17 protein-coding genes are annotated in these 18,036 nt (G+C 68.7%); 11 read left to right on the top strand and 6 right to left on the bottom strand.

All coding sequences use genetic code 11. The annotated features are described in order from the left end of the window. Nucleotides 1–28 precede the first annotated feature (28 nt). Nucleotides 29–1,429 (top strand): hypothetical protein, encoded by a 1,401-nt coding sequence (locus tag MRBLWH12_RS11695; RefSeq protein ID WP_363549029.1) that lies wholly within the window; start codon nucleotides 29–31, stop codon nucleotides 1,427–1,429. On the opposite strand, the gene MRBLWH12_RS11690 is transcribed toward MRBLWH12_RS11695, so the two are convergent. From MRBLWH12_RS11690 to MRBLWH12_RS11680, 3 genes are read right to left on the bottom strand one after another with little or no spacing between them, the layout of a single operon-like run. After that, nucleotides 1,384–1,965: a hypothetical protein gene (locus MRBLWH12_RS11690; RefSeq protein WP_363549027.1), complete on the bottom strand. Its 582-nt coding sequence runs from the start codon at nucleotides 1,963–1,965 to the stop codon at nucleotides 1,384–1,386. The two genes, MRBLWH12_RS11695 and MRBLWH12_RS11690, sit on opposite strands and share 46 nt — an antisense overlap. Next, entirely contained in the window at nucleotides 1,962–2,528 is a 567-nt protein-coding gene (locus MRBLWH12_RS11685; RefSeq protein ID WP_363549025.1) for a hypothetical protein, read from the bottom strand. The genes MRBLWH12_RS11690 and MRBLWH12_RS11685 overlap by 4 nt, the downstream gene beginning before the upstream one ends. Further along, nucleotides 2,525–3,226 (bottom strand): hypothetical protein, encoded by a 702-nt coding sequence (locus MRBLWH12_RS11680; RefSeq protein ID WP_363549023.1) that lies wholly within the window; start codon nucleotides 3,224–3,226, stop codon nucleotides 2,525–2,527. The genes MRBLWH12_RS11685 and MRBLWH12_RS11680 overlap by 4 nt, the downstream gene beginning before the upstream one ends. A gap of 201 nt (nucleotides 3,227–3,427) precedes the next feature. Here MRBLWH12_RS11680 and MRBLWH12_RS11675 point away from each other — a divergent pair, with 201 nt between their 5' ends. The 8 genes from MRBLWH12_RS11675 (at nucleotide 3,428) to rocD (ending at nucleotide 14,236) form a co-directional block, all read left to right on the top strand. Beyond that, complete coding sequence (locus MRBLWH12_RS11675; protein WP_363549021.1) at nucleotides 3,428–4,966, top strand: Re/Si-specific NAD(P)(+) transhydrogenase subunit alpha; 1,539 nt, start codon at nucleotides 3,428–3,430, stop codon at nucleotides 4,964–4,966. Beyond that, nucleotides 4,963–6,360, top strand: coding sequence for a Re/Si-specific NAD(P)(+) transhydrogenase subunit beta (pntB, locus tag MRBLWH12_RS11670; RefSeq protein ID WP_363549019.1), 1,398 nt, complete (start codon nucleotides 4,963–4,965; stop codon nucleotides 6,358–6,360). The genes MRBLWH12_RS11675 and pntB overlap by 4 nt, the downstream gene beginning before the upstream one ends. 51 nt (nucleotides 6,361–6,411) lie before the next feature. Then, nucleotides 6,412–10,062: a bifunctional proline dehydrogenase/L-glutamate gamma-semialdehyde dehydrogenase gene (locus tag MRBLWH12_RS11665; protein ID WP_363549017.1), complete on the top strand. Its 3,651-nt coding sequence runs from the start codon at nucleotides 6,412–6,414 to the stop codon at nucleotides 10,060–10,062. A gap of 152 nt (nucleotides 10,063–10,214) precedes the next feature. Beyond that, nucleotides 10,215–10,679 (top strand): hypothetical protein, encoded by a 465-nt coding sequence (locus tag MRBLWH12_RS11660; RefSeq protein ID WP_341977501.1) that lies wholly within the window; start codon nucleotides 10,215–10,217, stop codon nucleotides 10,677–10,679. Next, nucleotides 10,679–10,909, top strand: a complete 231-nt coding sequence (locus MRBLWH12_RS11655) for a helix-turn-helix transcriptional regulator (protein ID WP_341977503.1) — start codon at nucleotides 10,679–10,681, stop codon at nucleotides 10,907–10,909. The genes MRBLWH12_RS11660 and MRBLWH12_RS11655 overlap by 1 nt, the downstream gene beginning before the upstream one ends. Nucleotide 10,910: 1 nt before the next feature. Further along, complete coding sequence (locus MRBLWH12_RS11650; protein WP_363549015.1) at nucleotides 10,911–11,921, top strand: NAD(P)-dependent alcohol dehydrogenase; 1,011 nt, start codon at nucleotides 10,911–10,913, stop codon at nucleotides 11,919–11,921. 225 nt (nucleotides 11,922–12,146) lie between these two features. Further along, a complete protein-coding gene (gene ddaH / locus MRBLWH12_RS11645) occupies nucleotides 12,147–13,025 on the top strand; it encodes a dimethylargininase (RefSeq protein ID WP_363549012.1) in 879 nt (292 codons plus the stop codon). Beyond that, a complete protein-coding gene (rocD, locus tag MRBLWH12_RS11640) occupies nucleotides 13,022–14,236 on the top strand; it encodes an ornithine--oxo-acid transaminase (protein ID WP_363549009.1) in 1,215 nt (404 codons plus the stop codon). Before ddaH ends, rocD begins: the two co-directional genes overlap by 4 nt. Nucleotides 14,237–14,252: 16 nt before the next feature. On the opposite strand, the gene MRBLWH12_RS11635 is transcribed toward rocD, so the two are convergent. Genes MRBLWH12_RS11635 through MRBLWH12_RS11625 form a run of 3 tightly spaced genes read right to left on the bottom strand, consistent with a single transcriptional unit; the run spans nucleotide 14,253 to nucleotide 16,281 of the window. Further along, on the bottom strand, nucleotides 14,253–14,453 hold the full coding sequence (locus MRBLWH12_RS11635; protein WP_363549007.1) for a hypothetical protein: 201 nt from the start codon (nucleotides 14,451–14,453) through the stop codon (nucleotides 14,253–14,255). 56 nt (nucleotides 14,454–14,509) lie between these two features. Beyond that, entirely contained in the window at nucleotides 14,510–15,835 is a 1,326-nt protein-coding gene (locus MRBLWH12_RS11630; RefSeq protein ID WP_363551359.1) for an MFS transporter, read from the bottom strand. Nucleotides 15,836–15,840: 5 nt separating this feature from the next. Then, nucleotides 15,841–16,281 carry a MarR family winged helix-turn-helix transcriptional regulator gene (locus MRBLWH12_RS11625; protein ID WP_363549004.1) on the bottom strand — a complete coding sequence of 147 codons (441 nt, stop codon included), beginning with the start codon at nucleotides 16,279–16,281 and terminating at the stop codon, nucleotides 15,841–15,843. 82 nt (nucleotides 16,282–16,363) lie between these two features. Here MRBLWH12_RS11625 and MRBLWH12_RS11620 point away from each other — a divergent pair, with 82 nt between their 5' ends. Together MRBLWH12_RS11620 and MRBLWH12_RS11615 are read left to right on the top strand one after the other, a co-directional pair. Further along, nucleotides 16,364–17,101, top strand: coding sequence for a copper homeostasis protein CutC (locus MRBLWH12_RS11620; protein ID WP_414684980.1), 738 nt, complete (start codon nucleotides 16,364–16,366; stop codon nucleotides 17,099–17,101). A 45-nt stretch (nucleotides 17,102–17,146) separates the two neighbouring features. After that, nucleotides 17,147–18,001: an alpha/beta fold hydrolase gene (locus MRBLWH12_RS11615; RefSeq protein ID WP_363551357.1), complete on the top strand. Its 855-nt coding sequence runs from the start codon at nucleotides 17,147–17,149 to the stop codon at nucleotides 17,999–18,001. Nucleotides 18,002–18,036 lie beyond the last annotated feature (35 nt).

Here is an 18,036-nt window from a genome sequence, read left to right as displayed (position 1 = left end):
CGTCCGCCCGGCGCGGTAATGTCGGGTCGTGCTGGATATCCTGACGACGACGGGCCGGGTGCTGTGGCGGCACTGGCCCTCGATGCTGGCCTGGTATCTCGGGGGCGTCCTGGTGCACTACATCGTGGTGCAGATCGCGGGATTCATCGGCGCCTACACGGCCACTGTCGGATTCCTCGTGCTGCCGATCGCGATCCTGGCAAAGCTCATCAGCTACGTGGCCATGTTCCTCGTGCTGCGCGACGGCCTGCGAAATCTCCAGGATGTGGCACCCCTTCCGGAGTCGCCGGTCGAACGTCGTCGTACCTTCCTCTCCGCGCTGCTTGCCGGCATCCTTCCCTTCTTCGCGGTGTACTGGGCGCAGAAGCTTCTGCGGGATGACGTCATCGACTACTCCGCGCGTGCGCTCCAGGTGCGCGACGGGATCCAGTGGACCGCCATCGTGAACGGCGGCGCCCCACTGGGCGACGAGGACGCCGTGCAGAACCTGCCGTTCAACGTGTGGACGGTGGCGATCATCGTGCTCGCCTTCGCGGGCCGATGGGCGTGGTCGAAGTGGTCGGAGAAGCTCGCGGCCTGGCTCTCTCCGGTGGCGGTGTACTTCGAGGTCGTCTGGGTCTTCTTCTCGGTGATCCTTCTCGGCGATCTCTTCGAATGGATCAGGGCCTGGGTGGACAGACGCGCCGCGATGGTCTTCCTCGTGGACCTTCGCGAGCAGATCGTGGAGGCCGTGGCACCTTTGCGGTGGCTCTGGGACGGGATCGGCTGGGTGCTGTCCGAGGTGGGCCCTGTGCTGCTCGCCCCGCTCGCGTGGCTGACCATCGCTGGAGTGGTCTTCGGTCAGGCGATCGTCGCCGAGAAACTGCGGGTCGAGAACGCGCTGATCTCGCGATTCCGTGATCACGCGAAGGCCATTCCCAACCCGCTCGTCCGTAGGCTGAAGGACCTCGGCGAGGAGCTCGGCGCCAGATTCCGGCCGATCGGGCGTGCGATCCTGCTCATGTGGCGGGCGGGCCCCGTGCTCGTCGCCTCGTACGCGCTCGTCTTCGTGGCCGTGAAGGCATTGCAGTCGTACCTCGATCTCGGCGTCACCCGGCTCATCGGCCCGCACGAATTCGAGTTCTGGTCGATCGTGCTTCCCGTCGCCACCCTGGCACCGCTGCTGCTCACTGAGCCACTGCGCATCGCGGTGGTCAGCGGTGCGTATGACGCGACGCTCGGACGCCTGCGGCGGAAACAGCAGGATCGCAGTGCCGGCGAGGACATCTCACAGGAAGAGGCTGAGATCCGGTCGGTCGCAGACGCGGCGGGTCTCATGCCGAGGTCGGCGGATGCGGTCGCGGCTGCGGTCGTCTCGGCTCCGGGGCGCGATGTGATCGGGGATCAGGGGTCGATCGGGAACCTCAGGAACGTGCCGCCGACTCCCTGAGGCCAGAGGTCCACCCAGAACGGGCCCTCCAGGTCTTCGGGCACCACGAAGGGGGCGATGATCTCGTAGCTGCCGGTCTCCTCCGACGAGCAGAACTCCGGTTCCTCGGCGTTGTACTCGACCCCGATCTCCGAGCGCATCAGCGTCCACTGCCGGCCGGATGCCTGGTGCGTCAGGGTCGGACGCAGGCACGAGACGCCTTCCGTCCCGGAATCGACAGGGATGGCGGCGGCGATCACCTTCGCCCCCTCCGGCACGTCCAATCCACTCAGATCCTCGATCACACCGCTGCGCACCGGACCGAAGGTGGCTCCGGCCAGTTCTGCGCTGTCCTTCTTCTCGACCACGATCGGGTTGATGGGGCGTGCGTCGAATGCGTATATCAAGCGCCAGTTCTGGCCGCCCACGGCGATCACTGTCGCCGGCAGGAGGATCGCCACCGCGATGAGTGCGAGTCGGTTGCGACGCCACCAGGAGGGCGCCTTCGGAGGGGCCTCGGCCGGGACGGCGGGCAGGGGCGGTTCAGGGATCGTCATCGCGCCCACCCGTTCTCCTGAAGAGTCACCTCGGACTCGACCGGCAGCGCCTCCAGGTCTATCCGCATCTCGATCACGCCATCGAGCACCGGATTCCCTGTCGCCCCGAGACGCAGCGTCGCGTCCCCGCTCAGTGCATCGTCGGGGAGTTCGAAGGCCAGGCTCCCGGAACGAGGAACCCCGGTCACGAGACCTTGACGATAGAAGGTCGTGCCGCGTTCGGTCGCGCTGAACGTGCGTTCCCCGATGGTCAGGGTTGCGACCCGGAGACTCGTGCCTTCCTGCTTCACCTCAGCTGAAGCCTCGAGATCGACGATGAGCCAGGTGCCCTCGGCCGACCAGTCGTCGGCGCCGATCACCGTGCGCGCGGCGTGCACGTCGGTGACGGTCACGGCGAAGTTCCGTGCGGTGGCCTCCTCGTCGAGCGTCGCGACGGTGACGAACGGCTCTTGCGCGGAGCCAACCGGGAGCGTGATCTTGACGACCGCCCAGGCGCCGGCCAACAACCCCAGAGTCAGCAGCCAGGGCAGGACGATCGTCTTCATGGTGTTCTTCGCCGTCACGAGGCAGCCGCCTTCTCGACGGTCGCCGGCACCGTGGCGCCGACGTGGAGATCCCCCCAGAGGTCCTCGCCTCGCAGCACGTTGTCGCCGACGCGATGCGTCGCTTCCGGCAGTGCGAGAGACACGGCGTCGCCGTCGTGGAAGTCGTCTGGTCCGACCCGCCAGGCGAGCAGCAGTCGCGTGGGGACGTCGGGCTGCAGCATTCCCGAACCCTCTCCATCCTCCCGATGGGAAAGGGATGGCGTCTCGTCGAGGCCGGCGATCCGAATGGCGTCCACGGACCCCTGGTTGAGAGCACTGCTGGTCGCGGGCCGCGGCTTCTCGAACGTGTTGACGACGTCGACGGCGACGACCAGCACCTTCTCGCCCTTCTCCTCATCGGGATAGATCGCGGAGTTGCCCATCTCGTCCCAGAGCTCGACCCCGATGACGGTGATCTCGAGTCCCGATCCGGCATAGGTGTCGCCGAGGGCGAGCTCCGGAATCGGATCCGCGGGCGCGGTCGCGAGGCCGCCGAAGGCTGCGGTCGTCGCGAGGAGGACGGCCCCGGCTCCGGTGATCAACCACGAGGTCGGTACGAGGTCGATGGTACGCCGGGCCCAGCCGAGCACTTTGGCGCGTGCGTCGGCATCCGTCCGAGCGGTTGCCGCGGCGTCGGCTTGACCCGACGGCTGTGCCGATGCCTTTTTCTCCCCCACGGCAACAGCATAGAGCCGGGTGATTCCTGTCGAGGGGGAGGAGGAGTGCGTCCGGCATCCGCTTTCCTCAAGAACCTCGAATCTTCACGCGTCATACGCCCGCCGACGGGTGGTGGGCGGGGCCTGCGTCAGTAGTCTGAGCGGGAACATTCGGGGATCGTCCCGGGAGCCCGTCGATGCGGACGGGCGGAGGAGGTTGCAATGGCAGTCATCGGAATCGTGCGGGAACCGGGAGGCGAGTCTCGAGTCTCGGCCACGCCCGCGACCGTCGGCTCGCTTCGGAAGCTGGGCTACGAAGTCGTGGTGGAACGCGGAGCTGGTACCGCTGCGTCGTACCCCGACGAGGAGTTCGCGGCCGCGGGTGCGGAGCTCGTCGATCGCGCGGGTGCCTGGGGGAGCGAGATCGTGCTCGCGATCACCGCCCCGGATGCCGAGGCGATCGGCCTTCTCTCCGATGACGCGACGATCATCGCCCTGCTCTCGCCTGCGCTGCGTCCCGATCTGGTCGAGGCGCTCGCGCAGCGCGGCATCACTGCGGTCGCTCTCGACGCGGTGCCGCGCATCTCGCGGGCGCAGTCGATGGACGTGCTGAGTTCGATGGCGAACATCGCCGGATACCGAGCGGTCGTCGAAGCCGCGCACGAGTTCGGCCGCTTCTTCACCGGACAGGTCACCGCGGCGGGCAAGGTGCCGCCGGCGAAGGTTCTCGTCGCGGGTGCCGGCGTCGCCGGGCTCGCCGCGATCGGCGCGGCCAGCAGCCTCGGCGCGATCGTCCGCGCTACCGATCCGCGGCCCGAGGTCGCCGACCAGGTCTCATCGATCGGCGGCGAGTACCTGCCGGTCGACGTGGCCGTCGCGGCGTCGACCGACGGCTACGCGAAGGCCACCAGCGAGGACTACGACCGTCGCGCCGCGGAGATCTATACCGAACAGGCATCCGAGGTCGACATCATCATCACGACCGCGCTCATCCCCGGGCGGACGGCGCCGCGGCTGATCACAGCATCCGACGTCGCCCGGATGACACCGGGCAGCGTCATCGTCGATATGGCGGCAGGGCAGGGCGGCAACGTCGAGGGATCCGTCGCCGGCCAGCGCATCGTCACCGACAATGGCGTCATCATCCTCGGCTACACCGACCTGGCCTCCCGCCTCGCGACCCAGGCCTCACAGCTCTACGGCACGAACGTCGCCAATCTCGTCGCGCTGCTGACACCGGCGAAAGACGGACAGCTGAGCATCGACTTCGACGACGTCGTGCAGCGCTCGGTCACCGTCGTCCGCGACGGTGAGGTCACCTGGCCGCCACCACCCGTGCAGGTCGCGGCAGCACCGGCCGCCGTCGCCCAGGCCACCACCGCCGAGATCGCCGCGCCCACGAAGATGTCGGCGGGGAGCAAAGTCCTGCTCATCGCGCTCGGCATCGCCGCGCTCTTCGCTGTCAATGCGTTCGCTCCCGCGCCGCTGCCCCAGCACTTCACCGTGCTCATGCTGTCGGTCGTCGTCGGCTTCTATGTCATCGGCAAGGTGCACCACGCCCTGCACACGCCGCTGATGTCGGTGACGAATGCGATCTCCGGCGTCATCGTCGTCGGTGCGATGCTGCAGGTCACGTCCGCCAATCCGGTCGTGCAGGTGCTCGCGGCGATCGCGGTTCTGCTCGCGAGCATCAACATCTTCGGAGGCTTCGCCGTGACCCGCCGAATGCTTGCGATGTTCACGAAGGGCGGCCAGAAATGACCGTCGACGCCCTCGCCGGGGCCGCCTACATCGTCGCGGCCCTCCTCTTCATCCTCAGCCTGGCCGGGCTCTCCCGGCACGAGTCCGCACGATCCGGCGTGATCTACGGCATCACCGGAATGACGATCGCACTGCTCGCAACTCTCGCGCTCACGATCGCGGATGCCTGGACCACGGGCGCCGTCATCGGACTCGTGCTGCTGCTCGTCGCCCTCACGATCGGTGCGGCCATCGGGCTGTGGCGTGCGCGCGTGGTCGCGATGACCGGGATGCCCGAGCTCATCGCCCTCCTGCACAGCTTCGTCGGCCTGGCCGCTGTCCTCGTCGGCTGGAACGGCCACCTCGCGCACCCGGAGGTCGCGCCGCAGCTCGTCGGCATCCACAACGCCGAGGTCTTCATCGGCATCTTCATCGGCGGGGTGACCTTCACCGGGTCGATCGTCGCCTATCTGAAGCTCTCCGCGAAGATCTCGTCGAAGCCGCTCATGCTGCCGGGCAAGAACGTGCTGAACATCGGCGCGCTGGTCGCCTTCGTCGCACTCACCGTCTGGTTCGTGAACGACCAGCAGCTGTGGTTGCTGATCGCGGTGACCGTGCTGTCGTTCGCCCTCGGCTGGCACCTGGTCGCATCGATCGGCGGCGGCGACATGCCGGTGGTCGTCTCGATGCTGAACAGCTACTCGGGCTGGGCGGCCGCTGCCGCGGGTTTCCTGCTGAACAACGATCTCCTGATCGTCACCGGAGCTCTCGTCGGATCCTCGGGTGCGTACCTCTCCTATGTCATGTGCAAGGCGATGAACCGCTCGTTCCTCTCGGTGATCGCCGGCGGCTTCGGGATCGTCGCAGCGACATCATCGGATGCCGAGTACGGCGAGCACCGAGAGATCACCGCCGAGAGCGCGGCCGAGTTGCTCGCGAGCGCCTCGAGCGTCGTGATCACGCCCGGGTACGGGATGGCCGTCGCGCAGGCGCAGTATCCCGTCGCCGACCTGGTGCGCAGGCTCCGTGAGCGCGGCGTCGATGTGCGCTTCGGCATCCATCCCGTGGCCGGACGCCTGCCCGGGCACATGAACGTGCTCCTCGCCGAGGCGAAGGTGCCGTACGACATCGTGCTGAGCATGGACGAGATCAACGACGACTTCGCGGCGACGTCGGTGGTGCTCGTCATCGGCGCGAACGACACCGTGAACCCGGCCGCCGCCGAGGATCCGGGCAGCCCGATCGCCGGGATGCCGGTGCTGCACGTCTGGGAGGCCGAGAACGTCATCGTGTTCAAGCGTTCGATGGCCGCCGGCTACGCGGGCGTGCAGAACCCGCTGTTCTTCCGGGACAACGCCTCGATGCTGTTCGGCGACGCGAAGGAGCGGGTGGAGGACATCATCCAGGCCCTGTGACACGGGCGCGGTGCCGACGGCCGGAACGGCCACAGACCTAGGGTGGAGAGCATGGCTGAGCCGTCGTCAACTCCGTCGGATGCCGCGGCATCCGCTCCTCTCGCCGAGCGGGCGGTCCAGCTCGCCCGCCGGTGGGTGATCGAGGCGGGAGCCGCCGAGGTCGACCCTGCTGCCGAGCGTTTGGCGGGCGTGCTGCAGGACGTCAACGGCCTGCCCTTCACCCTCGGTTTCGTCGACGGTGTGATGAGGCCGGAGAGTCTCGGCGCCGCTGCAGCCCAGCTGCACCGGATCGCGCCGATCGTGCCCGAATTCCTGCCCTGGTACGTGCGCGGAGCCGTGCGGCTCGGTGGCGGCGTCGCGCAGATCCTGCCCACCCCGGTGGTGCCGATCGCGCGGAGGGTGCTCCGGGACATGGTCGGGCATCTCGTCGTCGACGCCCGTCCGGCGAAACTCGGACCGGCGATCGAGAAGATCCGGGAGTCGGGCGCGAAGCTCAACCTCAACCTGCTCGGCGAGGCCGTGCTCGGCGAAGCCGAGGCGAAGCGCCGGCTCGACGGCATCCATGACCTCATCCGCCGACCCGATGTCGACTACGTGTCCGTGAAGGTCTCCGCGATCATCAGCCACATCTCGATGTGGGCGTTCGACGAGGTCGTCGACGCCGTGGGGGAGCGGCTGCTGCCGCTGTACCTCACGGCTGCCTCCGATGGCACGTTCATCAACCTCGACATGGAGGAGTACCGCGATCTCGACCTCACCATCGCGGTGTTCACCCGGATCCTCGAGGATCCTCGGCTGCGCGGACTCGAGGCCGGCATCGTGCTGCAGGCGTATCTGCCGGACGCCCTTCCTGCGCTGCAGGAGCTGACGGCGTGGGCGCGAGACCGGGTCGAGCACGGCGGAGCCGCCATCAAGGTGCGTCTGGTGAAGGGCGCGAACCTCGCCATGGAGCGGGTCGAGGCACGCATGCACGGGTGGACGCCGGCGACCTACGACACCAAGCTCGACACCGATGCGAACTACCTGCGCTGCCTGGATTGGGCGCTCACGCCGGAGAACACCGCGGCGGTGCGACTGGGGATCGCCGGCCACAATCTGTTCGGCATCGCCTACGCGTGGCTGCTGGCCGACGAGCGCGGAGTCCGCGAGCGCATCGAGTTCGAGATGCTGCTCGGCATGGCGCAGGGGCAGGTGCAGGCCGTGTCGCGCGAGGTCGGCCCGGTGCTGCTCTACGTGCCGGTGGTCAAGCCCGCCGAGTTCGATGTGGCCATCAGCTATCTGGTGCGGCGCCTCGAGGAGAACGCCTCGTCGGCGAACTTCCTCTCCGCGGCCTTCCGGCTCGATGAGGACGAGAGTCTGTTCGTCCGGGAGCAGGACCGGTTCCTCGACGCGCTCGACCGCTCCACCGACCCGACGCTGCGCACCGGCCCGCGGCGCACCCAGAACCGCCTCGCCCCGGTGCACGAATCGGTGCGCCAGGCTCCGGCGATGCCGGCCGAGGAGACGAATCTCACCCAGGCCGTGCTCGGGATCTCCCGCGGATCCGACGAGGAGGCCTTCCTCGAGACGGCGGTCTACTCGGCGCACGAGATCGAGGCGGATGCCGGTGGTGCTCCCGGCTTCGTCAACACTCCGGACAGCGACGCGGCGCTCCCCGCCAGCCGGGACTGGGCGCGTCTCGTGCGAGAGCGGATCTCGGCATCCACGGCCGGAAAGCTGAGCGTGGAGCGCGCGAGGATCACGGCATCCGACGCCCTCGACCAGACCGTGACCCGCGTACGCGACGCCGCTGCCGGCTGGGGTGCGCGCCCGGCCGCCCAGCGGGCGGAAGTGCTGCTGCGCGCCGCTGCGGCGCTGGAAGCGCGCCGCGGTGAACTGATCGAGGTGGCCGCGTCCGAGACCGGCAAGGTGTTCGCCGAGGCCGACGTAGAGGTCAGCGAGGCCATCGATTTCGCCCGCTATTACGCGGCCAGGGCGCGGGAGCTGGATGCCGTCGCCGGTGCCGCATTCGTGCCGGCCAAGGTGACCGTGGTGACGCCGCCCTGGAACTTCCCCCTCGCCATCCCAGCCGGAGGGGTGCTCGCCGCGCTCGCCGCCGGTTCCGGCGTCGTGTTCAAGCCGGCGCATCAGGCTCGACGCTGCTCCGCCGTTCTCGCCGAGGCACTCTGGGAGGCGGGAGTACCGCGCGATGTGCTCACACTCGTCGACCTTGCCGAGCGGGAACTGGGGCGCGAGCTCATCGCTCATCCCGACGTCGATCGCGTCATCCTCACCGGTGCCTGGGAGACGGCCGCGCTGTTCCGTTCCTGGCGCCCGGACCTGCCGCTGCTCGCCGAGACCAGCGGCAAGAACGCGATGATCATCACGCCGTCCGCCGATCTCGATCTCGCGGCGGCCGACCTCGTGCGCAGCGCCTTCGGGCATGCAGGGCAGAAATGCTCGGCGGCCTCCCTGGCGATCCTGGTCGGACCGGTCGGCCGGTCCAAGCGGTTCGCACGTCAGCTCGGCGACGCCGCGCGCTCACTGCATGTCGGCTGGCCCACCGACCCGCTCGCCGAGGTCGGGCCGGTGATCGAGAAGCCGCAGGGCAAGCTCGCCTGGGCGCTCTCCGAGCTCGAAGGCGATGAGCAGTGGCTCATGAAGCCGGCGCTCGCCGACGGCGATGCGAGTGGACGGCTGTGGAGTCCCGGCATCCGCGTCGGAGTGCAACCCGGATCGCGTTTCCATCTGGAGGAGTTCTTCGGACCGGTGCTCGGCATCATGCATGCACCGACGCTCGCGAAGGCGGTCGAGCTGCAGAACGCCGTCGCCTTCGGCCTCACCGCGGGTCTGCACACGCAGGATCCTGATGAGCTCGACTTCTGGTTGGACCGCGTGCAGGCCGGCAACCTCTACGTGAACCGCGGGATCACCGGTGCCATCGTGCAGCGCCAGCCGTTCGGCGGCTGGAAGCGCTCCGCCGTCGGGCCGGGGGCGAAGGCCGGCGGGCCGAACTACCTGTTCGGGCTCGGGTCGTGGCGCTCGAACTCCGGCGGAGCGGCATCCAGCACCCTGCATCTGCGCGGACTCGACTCCCGGATCACCACGCTCATCGAGTCCGCACAGCCCTCCCTCGATTTCGAGGCTTTCGAGTGGTTGCGCCGTGCGGCGCTGTCGGACGCGCTGGCCTGGGATCGAGAGTTCGGGCGGGTCAGAGACGTGTCGCGCCTCGAGGTGGAGCGCAATCTGTTCCGCTACCGTCCCGTGCCGGTCGCGATCAGGGCGACGGCGGATGCCGAGTGGCAAGAGGTGCTGCGCGTCGTCATCGCTGCCGTGCGCGCCGGCGCCGGATTCGTGCTGTCCACCCCGGTCGGTCTGCCCGCCCCGGTGCGGCATGCCCTCGGTGAGCTCCAGGCCGTCGTGTTCATGGAGAGCGACGAGCAATGGGTGGAGCGGATGCGGCGACCCGTCGTCGACGAGAATGAGTTCGAGCCTGCGCCTCGCCCCGATCGGGCGCGGCTCGTCGGCTCGCGGGAATCGGTCGCTGCGCTGCACCGGATGCTGGCCTCGGCGGTCGAGGGCGACCCCGACCTCGCGGTCTACGCCGGAGAGGTGACTTCGGCCGGCCGGATCGAGCTGCTGCCGTTCGTGCGCGAGCAGTCGATCTCGATCACCGCGCATCGCTACGGGAACCCCGATCCCTGGAGCGCCGGCGTCATCTGATGTCGGTTTGGCGTCGCCGCCCCTCGGCCGTTCAAAGAGCGCAAACGGCTCGATAATCGGCGAAGAAGGAGCCGTTTGCGCTCTTTGAACGAATCGCGCGCTCACACGGTGTAAAGAATTCTTGACATGAGTCGACGGCGAAGCGTACGCTCATGTCAAGAATCTTTTACATCGGAGGCGTCATGGTCTATGAAGAGCGCAATGCGTGGGCGGGGCTCGTCGTCGGAGTCATCTCAATGGCGGTCTACGTCTGGCTCGTGCTTCAGCAGGCCGCCGGCGGTCCGCTCACGGCGGTCGACTGGCTGCCCCTGATGCTCTGGACGATCGGCGTGAGCATCGCCATCATGATCGTGATCAGCATCATCTCGGGCATCGTCGCCGGTCTCACCGACGACGGCGGTGTCGGCAAGGCCGACGTCCGCGACCGGGACATCAGCCAGATGGGCGGCCGCGTCGAGAAGGCATTCCTCGTGATCGCCGGTCTCGGCGTGATCGCGCTGTGCGCGGTCGGCGCCGACGTGTTCTGGATCGCGAACACGATGTACCTGGGATTCGCGGTGTCCAATCTCGTCGGCGGCATCGCACGGGTCATCGCCTACCGTCGTGGACTCGTGTGATGGTCAAGCCGACACTCGTCTCCAACAGCATCCGCACTCACCGCGAAGAGGCCGGGATGACCCAGGCCGACCTCGCCCGCACGATCGGCGTGACGAGGCAGACGCTCATCGCCATCGAGCAGGGCAGATACTCGCCCACGCTCGAACTCGCCTTCCAGATCGCCCACGCCTTCGCCGTCGGACTCGACGATCTCTTCCAGTATCCGGCGCCTTCCCACACAGAGGACTGACATGACCGACACGATCCCCGACACGATGCCCGTCTGGCGTCGCGACTCCTATGGGGCGGCCGACGGGACCCGCCTCGAACAGACGCCGGTGCCGACGCCCGGTCGCGGCCAGGTGCTGCTGCGCATCAGAGCGACGGCGTTGAACGCCGGGGATGTCCGGCTCATGCTCGGGGATCCGCTCCTCGTCCGGCCGTTCGTCGGTCTGACCCGACCGAAGAATCCGGTGCGCGGAATGGACGTCGCCGGCACCGTCGTCGCCGTCGGCCCCGATGTGGTCGGCGCTGAAGTCGGTGAAGAAGTGATCGTCGAACTCCCGGGCGGAGGGGGCCTCGCCGGCTACGCCTGCGTCGCCGCCTCGCGTGTCGTCTCGATGGGGCGCGGGCTCGAGCCGGAATCCGCCGCATGCCTTCCGATCGCCGGCGGCACGGCGTGGCAGGCACTCGACGTGGCGGGCGTCGGGCTGACCGATCGGGCCACCCCGCGCGTGCTGATCATCGGAGCATCGGGCGGAGTCGGCGTCTTCGCCGTGCAGCTCGCCGCGCTCCGCGGCGCAGAGGTCTGGGCCTCCTGCGGCGATCGCAATGCTCCCCTGATCGAGGCGCTCGGTGCCACGCGCACCCTCGATCACCGCACGGAGCCACTGGAGGACCTGCCCGCGGGGCGGTTCGACGCGATCATCGATATCGCGGGCGGAATCCCGCTGCGACAGCTGCAGCGGCTCCTCGCCCCCGGCGGTACAGCGGCGCTGGTCACCGGCGACGGTGGCCATGTGATGGGGCCGGTGCCCCGGATGCTGAAGGCGGCCTTCCTCTCCATCGGATCGCCGCGCCGCATCCGCTCGGTCGCCGCCGTCAACCGGCCGGAGGTGCTGCGCAAGCTCCTCGCGCTCGCCGCCGAAGGGCGCATCGTCCCGGTCATCGAGCGGGAGTACCCGTTCGCCGAAGCGCCCGCTGCTCTGGCTCACATCGAGGCGGGCCACACCGTCGGCAAGATCGTCGTCCGCGGGGCCTGACCCCCGGTTCGGAGAGCGCAATCGGCTCGATATCTGGCGGCGATGCAGCCGTTTGCGCTTTCTGAACCGGCTGTGCGACGCTCTGGCGTCGCACAGCCGACGGGTGACACAATGGAGACTGGCGTGCCCGGGTCGCATCTTCCCGCGCCGACTCTGACGAGCGGCCGGTCGAAGGACCGCCGGGCCCCTGGACAGCGTCCGCCGCACCCCTTTCGAGGAGCATCCATGTCGACGCCCGAGACCACCGTCACGTCCGCACCCGTGCGCACCGCGCACCACCGCCGCTACCTGATGTGCACGCCCGCACACTTCACCGTCAGCTACACGATCAACCCGTGGATGGAGCCGGCGAAGCCGACCGACACCGCCAAGGCGGTCGCGCAGTGGCAGAAGCTGTACGACCTCTACCTCGAGCTGGGCCACGAGGTCGAGCTCATCGAGCCGCTCGCCGACTACCCCGATATGGTCTACACGGCCAACGGCGGGTTCCTCATCGACGGCCGCGCGTACGTGCCGAAGTTCCGATTCGAGGAGCGCGCCGGTGAGGCACCGGCCTTCGCCGACTGGTTCCGTGGCGCTGGCTACGACACCGTCATCCCTGAAGAGGTCAACGAGGGCGAGGGCGACTTCCTGCTCGTCGGCGACGTGATCCTCGCCGGCACCGGGTTCCGCTCCACCGGCGACAGCCACCGCGAAGTGGGTGAGGTCTTCGGCCGCGAGGTCGTATCGCTCAACCTCGTCGACCCGCGCTTCTACCACCTCGACACCGCCCTCACCGTGCTCGACCCCGTGCAGGGCGTCGAGAACGGCGGCCCCGAGCGCGCCAACATCGCCTACCTGCCCGGCGCCTTCGACGACGCCAGCCGTGTCATCCTCGAGGAGCGCTTCCCGGAGGCGATCCTCGTCTCGGACGAGGACGGCTCCGTGTTCGGTCTCAACTCCGCCAGCGACGGCTACAACGTCATCATCTCGCCGCGGGCGAAGGGGTTCGAAGTGCAGCTCCGCGAGCGCGGGTACAACCCGATCATGATCGACCTCTCCGAGCTGCTGCTCGGCGGCGGCGGCATCAAGTGCTGCACCCTCGAGCTTCGCGGTGCGAAGTGACGGCGGTCGAGGCTGAGACGACCTCCGCCGAGACGGTCGTCGAGCCGCACGTCGCGCACAACTATCACCCGCTGCCGGTCAACATCGCCCGCGGCGAGGGCGCGTGGGTGACGGATGTCGAGGGCAAGCGCTACCTCGATCTTCTCGCTGCTTACTCGGCCGTGAACTTCGGACACCGGCATCCGGCGCTCGTGGCCGCCCTGACCGAGCAGCTCGGCCGGGTCACGCTCACCAGCCGCGCCTTCATGAGCGACCGGCTCGAGCCGTTCGCCGCCGCCCTTGCCGCACTCTGCGGCAAGGACCTCGTGCTGCCGATGAACACCGGCGCCGAGGCCGTCGAGACCGGCATCAAGGTCGCTCGCGCCTGGGGCTACCGGGTGAAGGGCATCGCCGAAGGTCGTGCGCGCATCGTCGTCGCCGCCGGCAACTTCCACGGGCGCACGACGACGATCGTCAGCTTCAGCGACGACGAGCAGGCTCGCGACGACTTCGGGCCGTATACGCCTGGATTCGATGTGGTTCCCTACGGAGATGCGGATGCGTTGGCCGCCGCCATCACAGAAGACACCGCTGCGATCCTCATCGAGCCCATCCAGGGCGAGGGTGGCGTGGTGATCCCGCCGGAGGGCTACCTGCGCCGCATCCGCGAGATCTGCGATGAACGGAATGTGCTGTTCATCGCCGATGAGATCCAGTCCGGACTCGGCCGTGTCGGCGAGACGTTCGCCTGCGACCGCGAAGGCGTCGTTCCCGACCTGTATCTGCTGGGCAAGGCGCTGGGTGGCGGCATCCTTCCGGTCTCGGCCGTCGTCGGCGACAGTGATGTGCTGGGTGTCATCCGCCCGGGTGAGCACGGCTCGACGTTCGGCGGGAATCCGCTGGCCGCGGCTGTCGGCCTGCGCGTCGTCGAGATGCTGGAGTCGGGTGAATTCCAGGAGCGGGCCCGCGCGCTCGGCGCGCACCTCTTCGCCGCTCTCGAACCCCTGATCGGCCATGGTGTCACCACCGTCCGCATCGCCGGACTCTGGGCCGGCGTCGACATCGATCCGGCCAAGGGAACAGGGCGGCAGATCGCCGAGAAGCTGCTGGAGCGCGGCGTGCTCGTCAAGGACACGCACGGTCAGACCATCCGCATCGCGCCGCCCATCGTCATCCGTGCCACCGAGCTCGACTGGGCCGTCGAGCAGCTGCGGCTGGTGCTGGAGGCGTAGCGGACGCGCGCACCACTCAGGCCGGGGAGTCGTCGGGGTCCAGCGACTTCAGAGTGTCGCGCTCCGTCGGGTTGTCGGCCTGCAGCTGATCCTCTGTGACGTCGTCGCCCCCGAGCGGCGCTCCGCGATCATCGCTGGGAGAGCCGTCCTCGTCGACGCGGGAGCGGTCTTCGGCCGGGTCGTCGGAGTAGGGTCTGCGTTCCATGTTCTCGTCCATGGCAGGAGCGTACGTCGAGTCGGGGCGCGCAGCGGAAGGGATTGACAGCGCGCGTTTTAGTCCTTGCGCGGCGTGCGGATCGGCGTCGTCTGGGCGGCGGTGTCGCTGAACTCCACCGGGTCGACCTCGTCGATGATGCTGAGCGGGCGGGTCTCGTCGAGCGTCAGCCGGAAGCGGCTCTCCTCCCGGCGGTGCAGTCGTCCGGATGACAGCACCCACAGGGCGCCGATCAGGCAGGCGATGAGACCAGCGGTACCGCCGAGCATGATCGCGGCGCGGGGCCCGAACGCGTCCGCCACCCAACCGGCGATCGGGGCGCCAACCGGGGTCGAGCCCATGATCACGGCCATGTACAGCGCGAGCACCCGGCCGCGGAGCGCCGGATCGGTGCTGATCTGCACGTAGCCGTTCGCGGTCGTCAGCAGGGTGACGATCATGAATCCGGTGAACATCAGGGTGACCGCGTAGGTGGCGTACGAGGGCATGGCGGACGAGACGAACGCCGAGATGCCGAAGCCGCCGGCGGCGAGGATGACGACCCGCACTCTGGCCCGATCACGCCGCGCGGCGAGCAGCGCGCCGAGCAGGGCGCCGATGGCGAGGATCGAGCTCAGTACGCCGTAGCCGTCTGCACCGCTGCCGAACTCCAGTGCCATCGTCGACGCGAAGATCGGGAAGTTCATTCCGAAGGCGCCGATGAGGAACACCATCACGAACACGACGCGCAGGTCGCCGCGTCCCCAGACGTAACGGAAGCCGGCGGCGAGGCCACCGCGGTTGCGGTTCTTGAGGCGCGGGGCGAGCAGATGCGTGCGCATCATCAGGAGGGCGAGCATCATCGCGAGGAAGGTGGCGGCGTTCACGATGAACACCCACCCCGAACCGATCGCGACGATGAGCAGTCCGCCGACGGCCGGGCCGATCATGCGCGCCAGATTGAATGATGCGGAGTTCAGGGCGACGGCGTTCGACGTTTCGCCGGTGGAGACCATGTCGGATACGAACGCCTGGCGGGCCGGGGCGTCGAAGGCGTTGGCGACGCCGAATCCGAGGGCAAGACCGAACATCATCGGCAGCGTCATCACGTCGGTGAGCAGCAGGACGCCGGCCGCGACCGCCAGCAGCAGCAGCACGGTCTGGGTGACCAGCAGGATATGGCGGCGGTCGAAGCGGTCGGCGACCCAGCCGGTGAGGCTGACCAGCACCAGGGGAGGGGCGAACTGCAGAGCCATCGTGACGCCCATCGCCGCGGCGTCGTTGTCGGTGAGCTCGGTGAGCACGACCCAGTCCTGGGCGGTCGCCTGCATCCAGCCGCCGATGTTGGAGACCAGGGCGCCGGCGAACCAGATCCGGTAGTTGACGTTGGAGAAGGAGCGGAACATCGCGCTCATCGCTCGGCCACCCTTCGCATCAGTGCGCTGGCTTCGCGGAGGGTCGTCAGCTCCTCGTCGGTGAAGTCGACGTCGTCGAGCATCGCCGCGAGCAGTTCGTCGCGGCGGCGGATGGTCTCGGCGACGATCTCGACGCCGGCATCCGTGATCTCCACCTGCACTCGGCGGCGGTCATCCTCGTCGGGGATGCGCACGACGTAGCCCTGTTCCTCGAGGCCGTTGACGATGCTGCTCATGGACGGGGCCGTCACGTGCTCGTTCACGGCGAGAGCGGAGATGGTGCGACGGCCGTGGATGCGCAGGCCCGCGAGCACGGCGAGCTGCGTATCGCTCATCGAGTCGGCGGCGCGAGCGGATCGCAGGCGTCGCGCCAACCGGAACGTGGCCATGCGGAGTTCGGTGGCAGTGAGGGAGAGGGATTCATCAGACGCAGACATTACTTAGTTAGTCTATCTAATCTTCTTCGGGAGGGAAGGGCGGATGCGGGGGACGGCGGCAGCGCGGGGCAGAATGGATGTCGTGACTCGAACGCTCGCCCTGGAAATTGCCGTGCAGGATCCCGCCGGAATGCGCATCGCCCGGGAGGTCGGCGCCGCGCGCGTCGAACTCGCTCAGGCCCTCGCCCTCGGCGGGCTCACCCCCTCACCGGCGACGCTGGAGCTCACCCTTGAGGCTGCGGGCCCGGACGGTCCCGAAGTGCACGTGCTGATCCGTCCGCGGGCCGGCGGCTTCCACTACGACGCCGACGAACTCGCCATCGCCGAGCGCGACGTCCGCTGGGCCGTCGGAGCCGGCGCTTCCGGTGTCGTGATCGGCGCGCTCGACGCCGCGGGACGCCTCGACATCGACGCGATGACGCGACTGCGTGACGCGGCCGGCGGAGCATCCGTCACCCTGCACCGTGCCATCGACGTCACCGCCGACCCGCTCGCGACCCTGGTGGCCGCGCGCGAGCTCGGGCTCCGCCGCGTGCTCACGTCGGGGGGAGCCTCGGCCGCGATCGACGGCATCGACACGCTCCGCGCCCTGGTGGCGGAGGCCTCGGGGCAGATCGAGATCATGGCCGGCAGCGGGGTGGATGCGGCGACCGCTCCGGTGCTCGCGGCGATCGGTGTCGATGCTCTGCACTTCTCCGCGAAGCGCGCCGTGGTCGAAACGGGCGGCGTGCGGATGGGTTCGGCCTCGGACGGCGTCGGCGGCTACGAGGTCACCGACCGCGACACCGCGTTCGCCGTGCTCACCGCGCTCACGCGCTGACTCACTCTGCACGACGAGGGCGCCCGTGGGTAGGGTGGGGGCGTGATGGATACGCGTGAGTTCACTGATGCTGACGGCATCGCCATCGTCTACGACGTGCATCCCGCACAGGGCGCGCCGCGAGGAGTCGTGCAGCTGCTGCACGGTGTCGGCGAGCATGCGGGTCGCTACTCGGCGCTGATCGCCGCACTCAACGCTGCGGGATTCACCGTCTACGCGGACGATCATCGAGGGCACGGGCGCACGGGCATCCGTCAGCACGACGGGCCGGCGAAGCTGGGTCGGCTCGGCAAAGGCGGAATTCGCGCCGCGAAGGACGCGATCTGGCAGCTGACGCGCATCATCCGCACGGAGAACCCCGACCTGCCGCTCGTGCTGCTCGGACACTCGTGGGGTTCGTTCCTCGCTCAGATGCTGGTCAACGAGCATCCGGAGGCATGGGACGCCGTCATCCTGTCCGGATCCGCGTTGCGGACGCCGACGATGATGAACCCGGCACCGCTGAACGCGCGCTGGGCAGGACCTGAGGCGACCGGCTTCGAGTGGCTCTCGACAGATCCTGAGGTGTGGCGCGCATTCGACGAGGATCCGCTCACCACCGACGTGCCGCTGCTGAAGCTCTTCGGTCCGGTGGAAGCGGCGAAGCTCTACGGCCGCCCGGCGAAGGACCTCGGCCGGGACATCCCGCTGCTGCTCATGGTCGGCCGGGACGACCCGGTGGGCGGGCCGCGCAGTGTGCACAAGCTCGCCGAGGAATACCGCACGCGCTCGGGGCTGACCGACGTGACGACGTTGGTCTATCCCGACGCGCGGCATGAGATCTTCAATGAAGTGCAGCAGGCCGAAGTGCGTGCCGACGTGCTCTCCTGGCTGAACAAGCACATTCCGCCTCGGGATTGAGCGCAGCTCGACGGGCCGCGGCTTAAGCTGGATCC

This window comes from Microbacterium sp. LWH12-1.2 (genome assembly GCF_040675825.1).
Classification (GTDB): Bacteria; Actinomycetota; Actinomycetes; order Actinomycetales; family Microbacteriaceae; genus Microbacterium.
The sequence above is the reverse complement of the archived record's forward strand: the minus strand, read 5'-3'. Positions and strand labels throughout refer to the sequence as shown.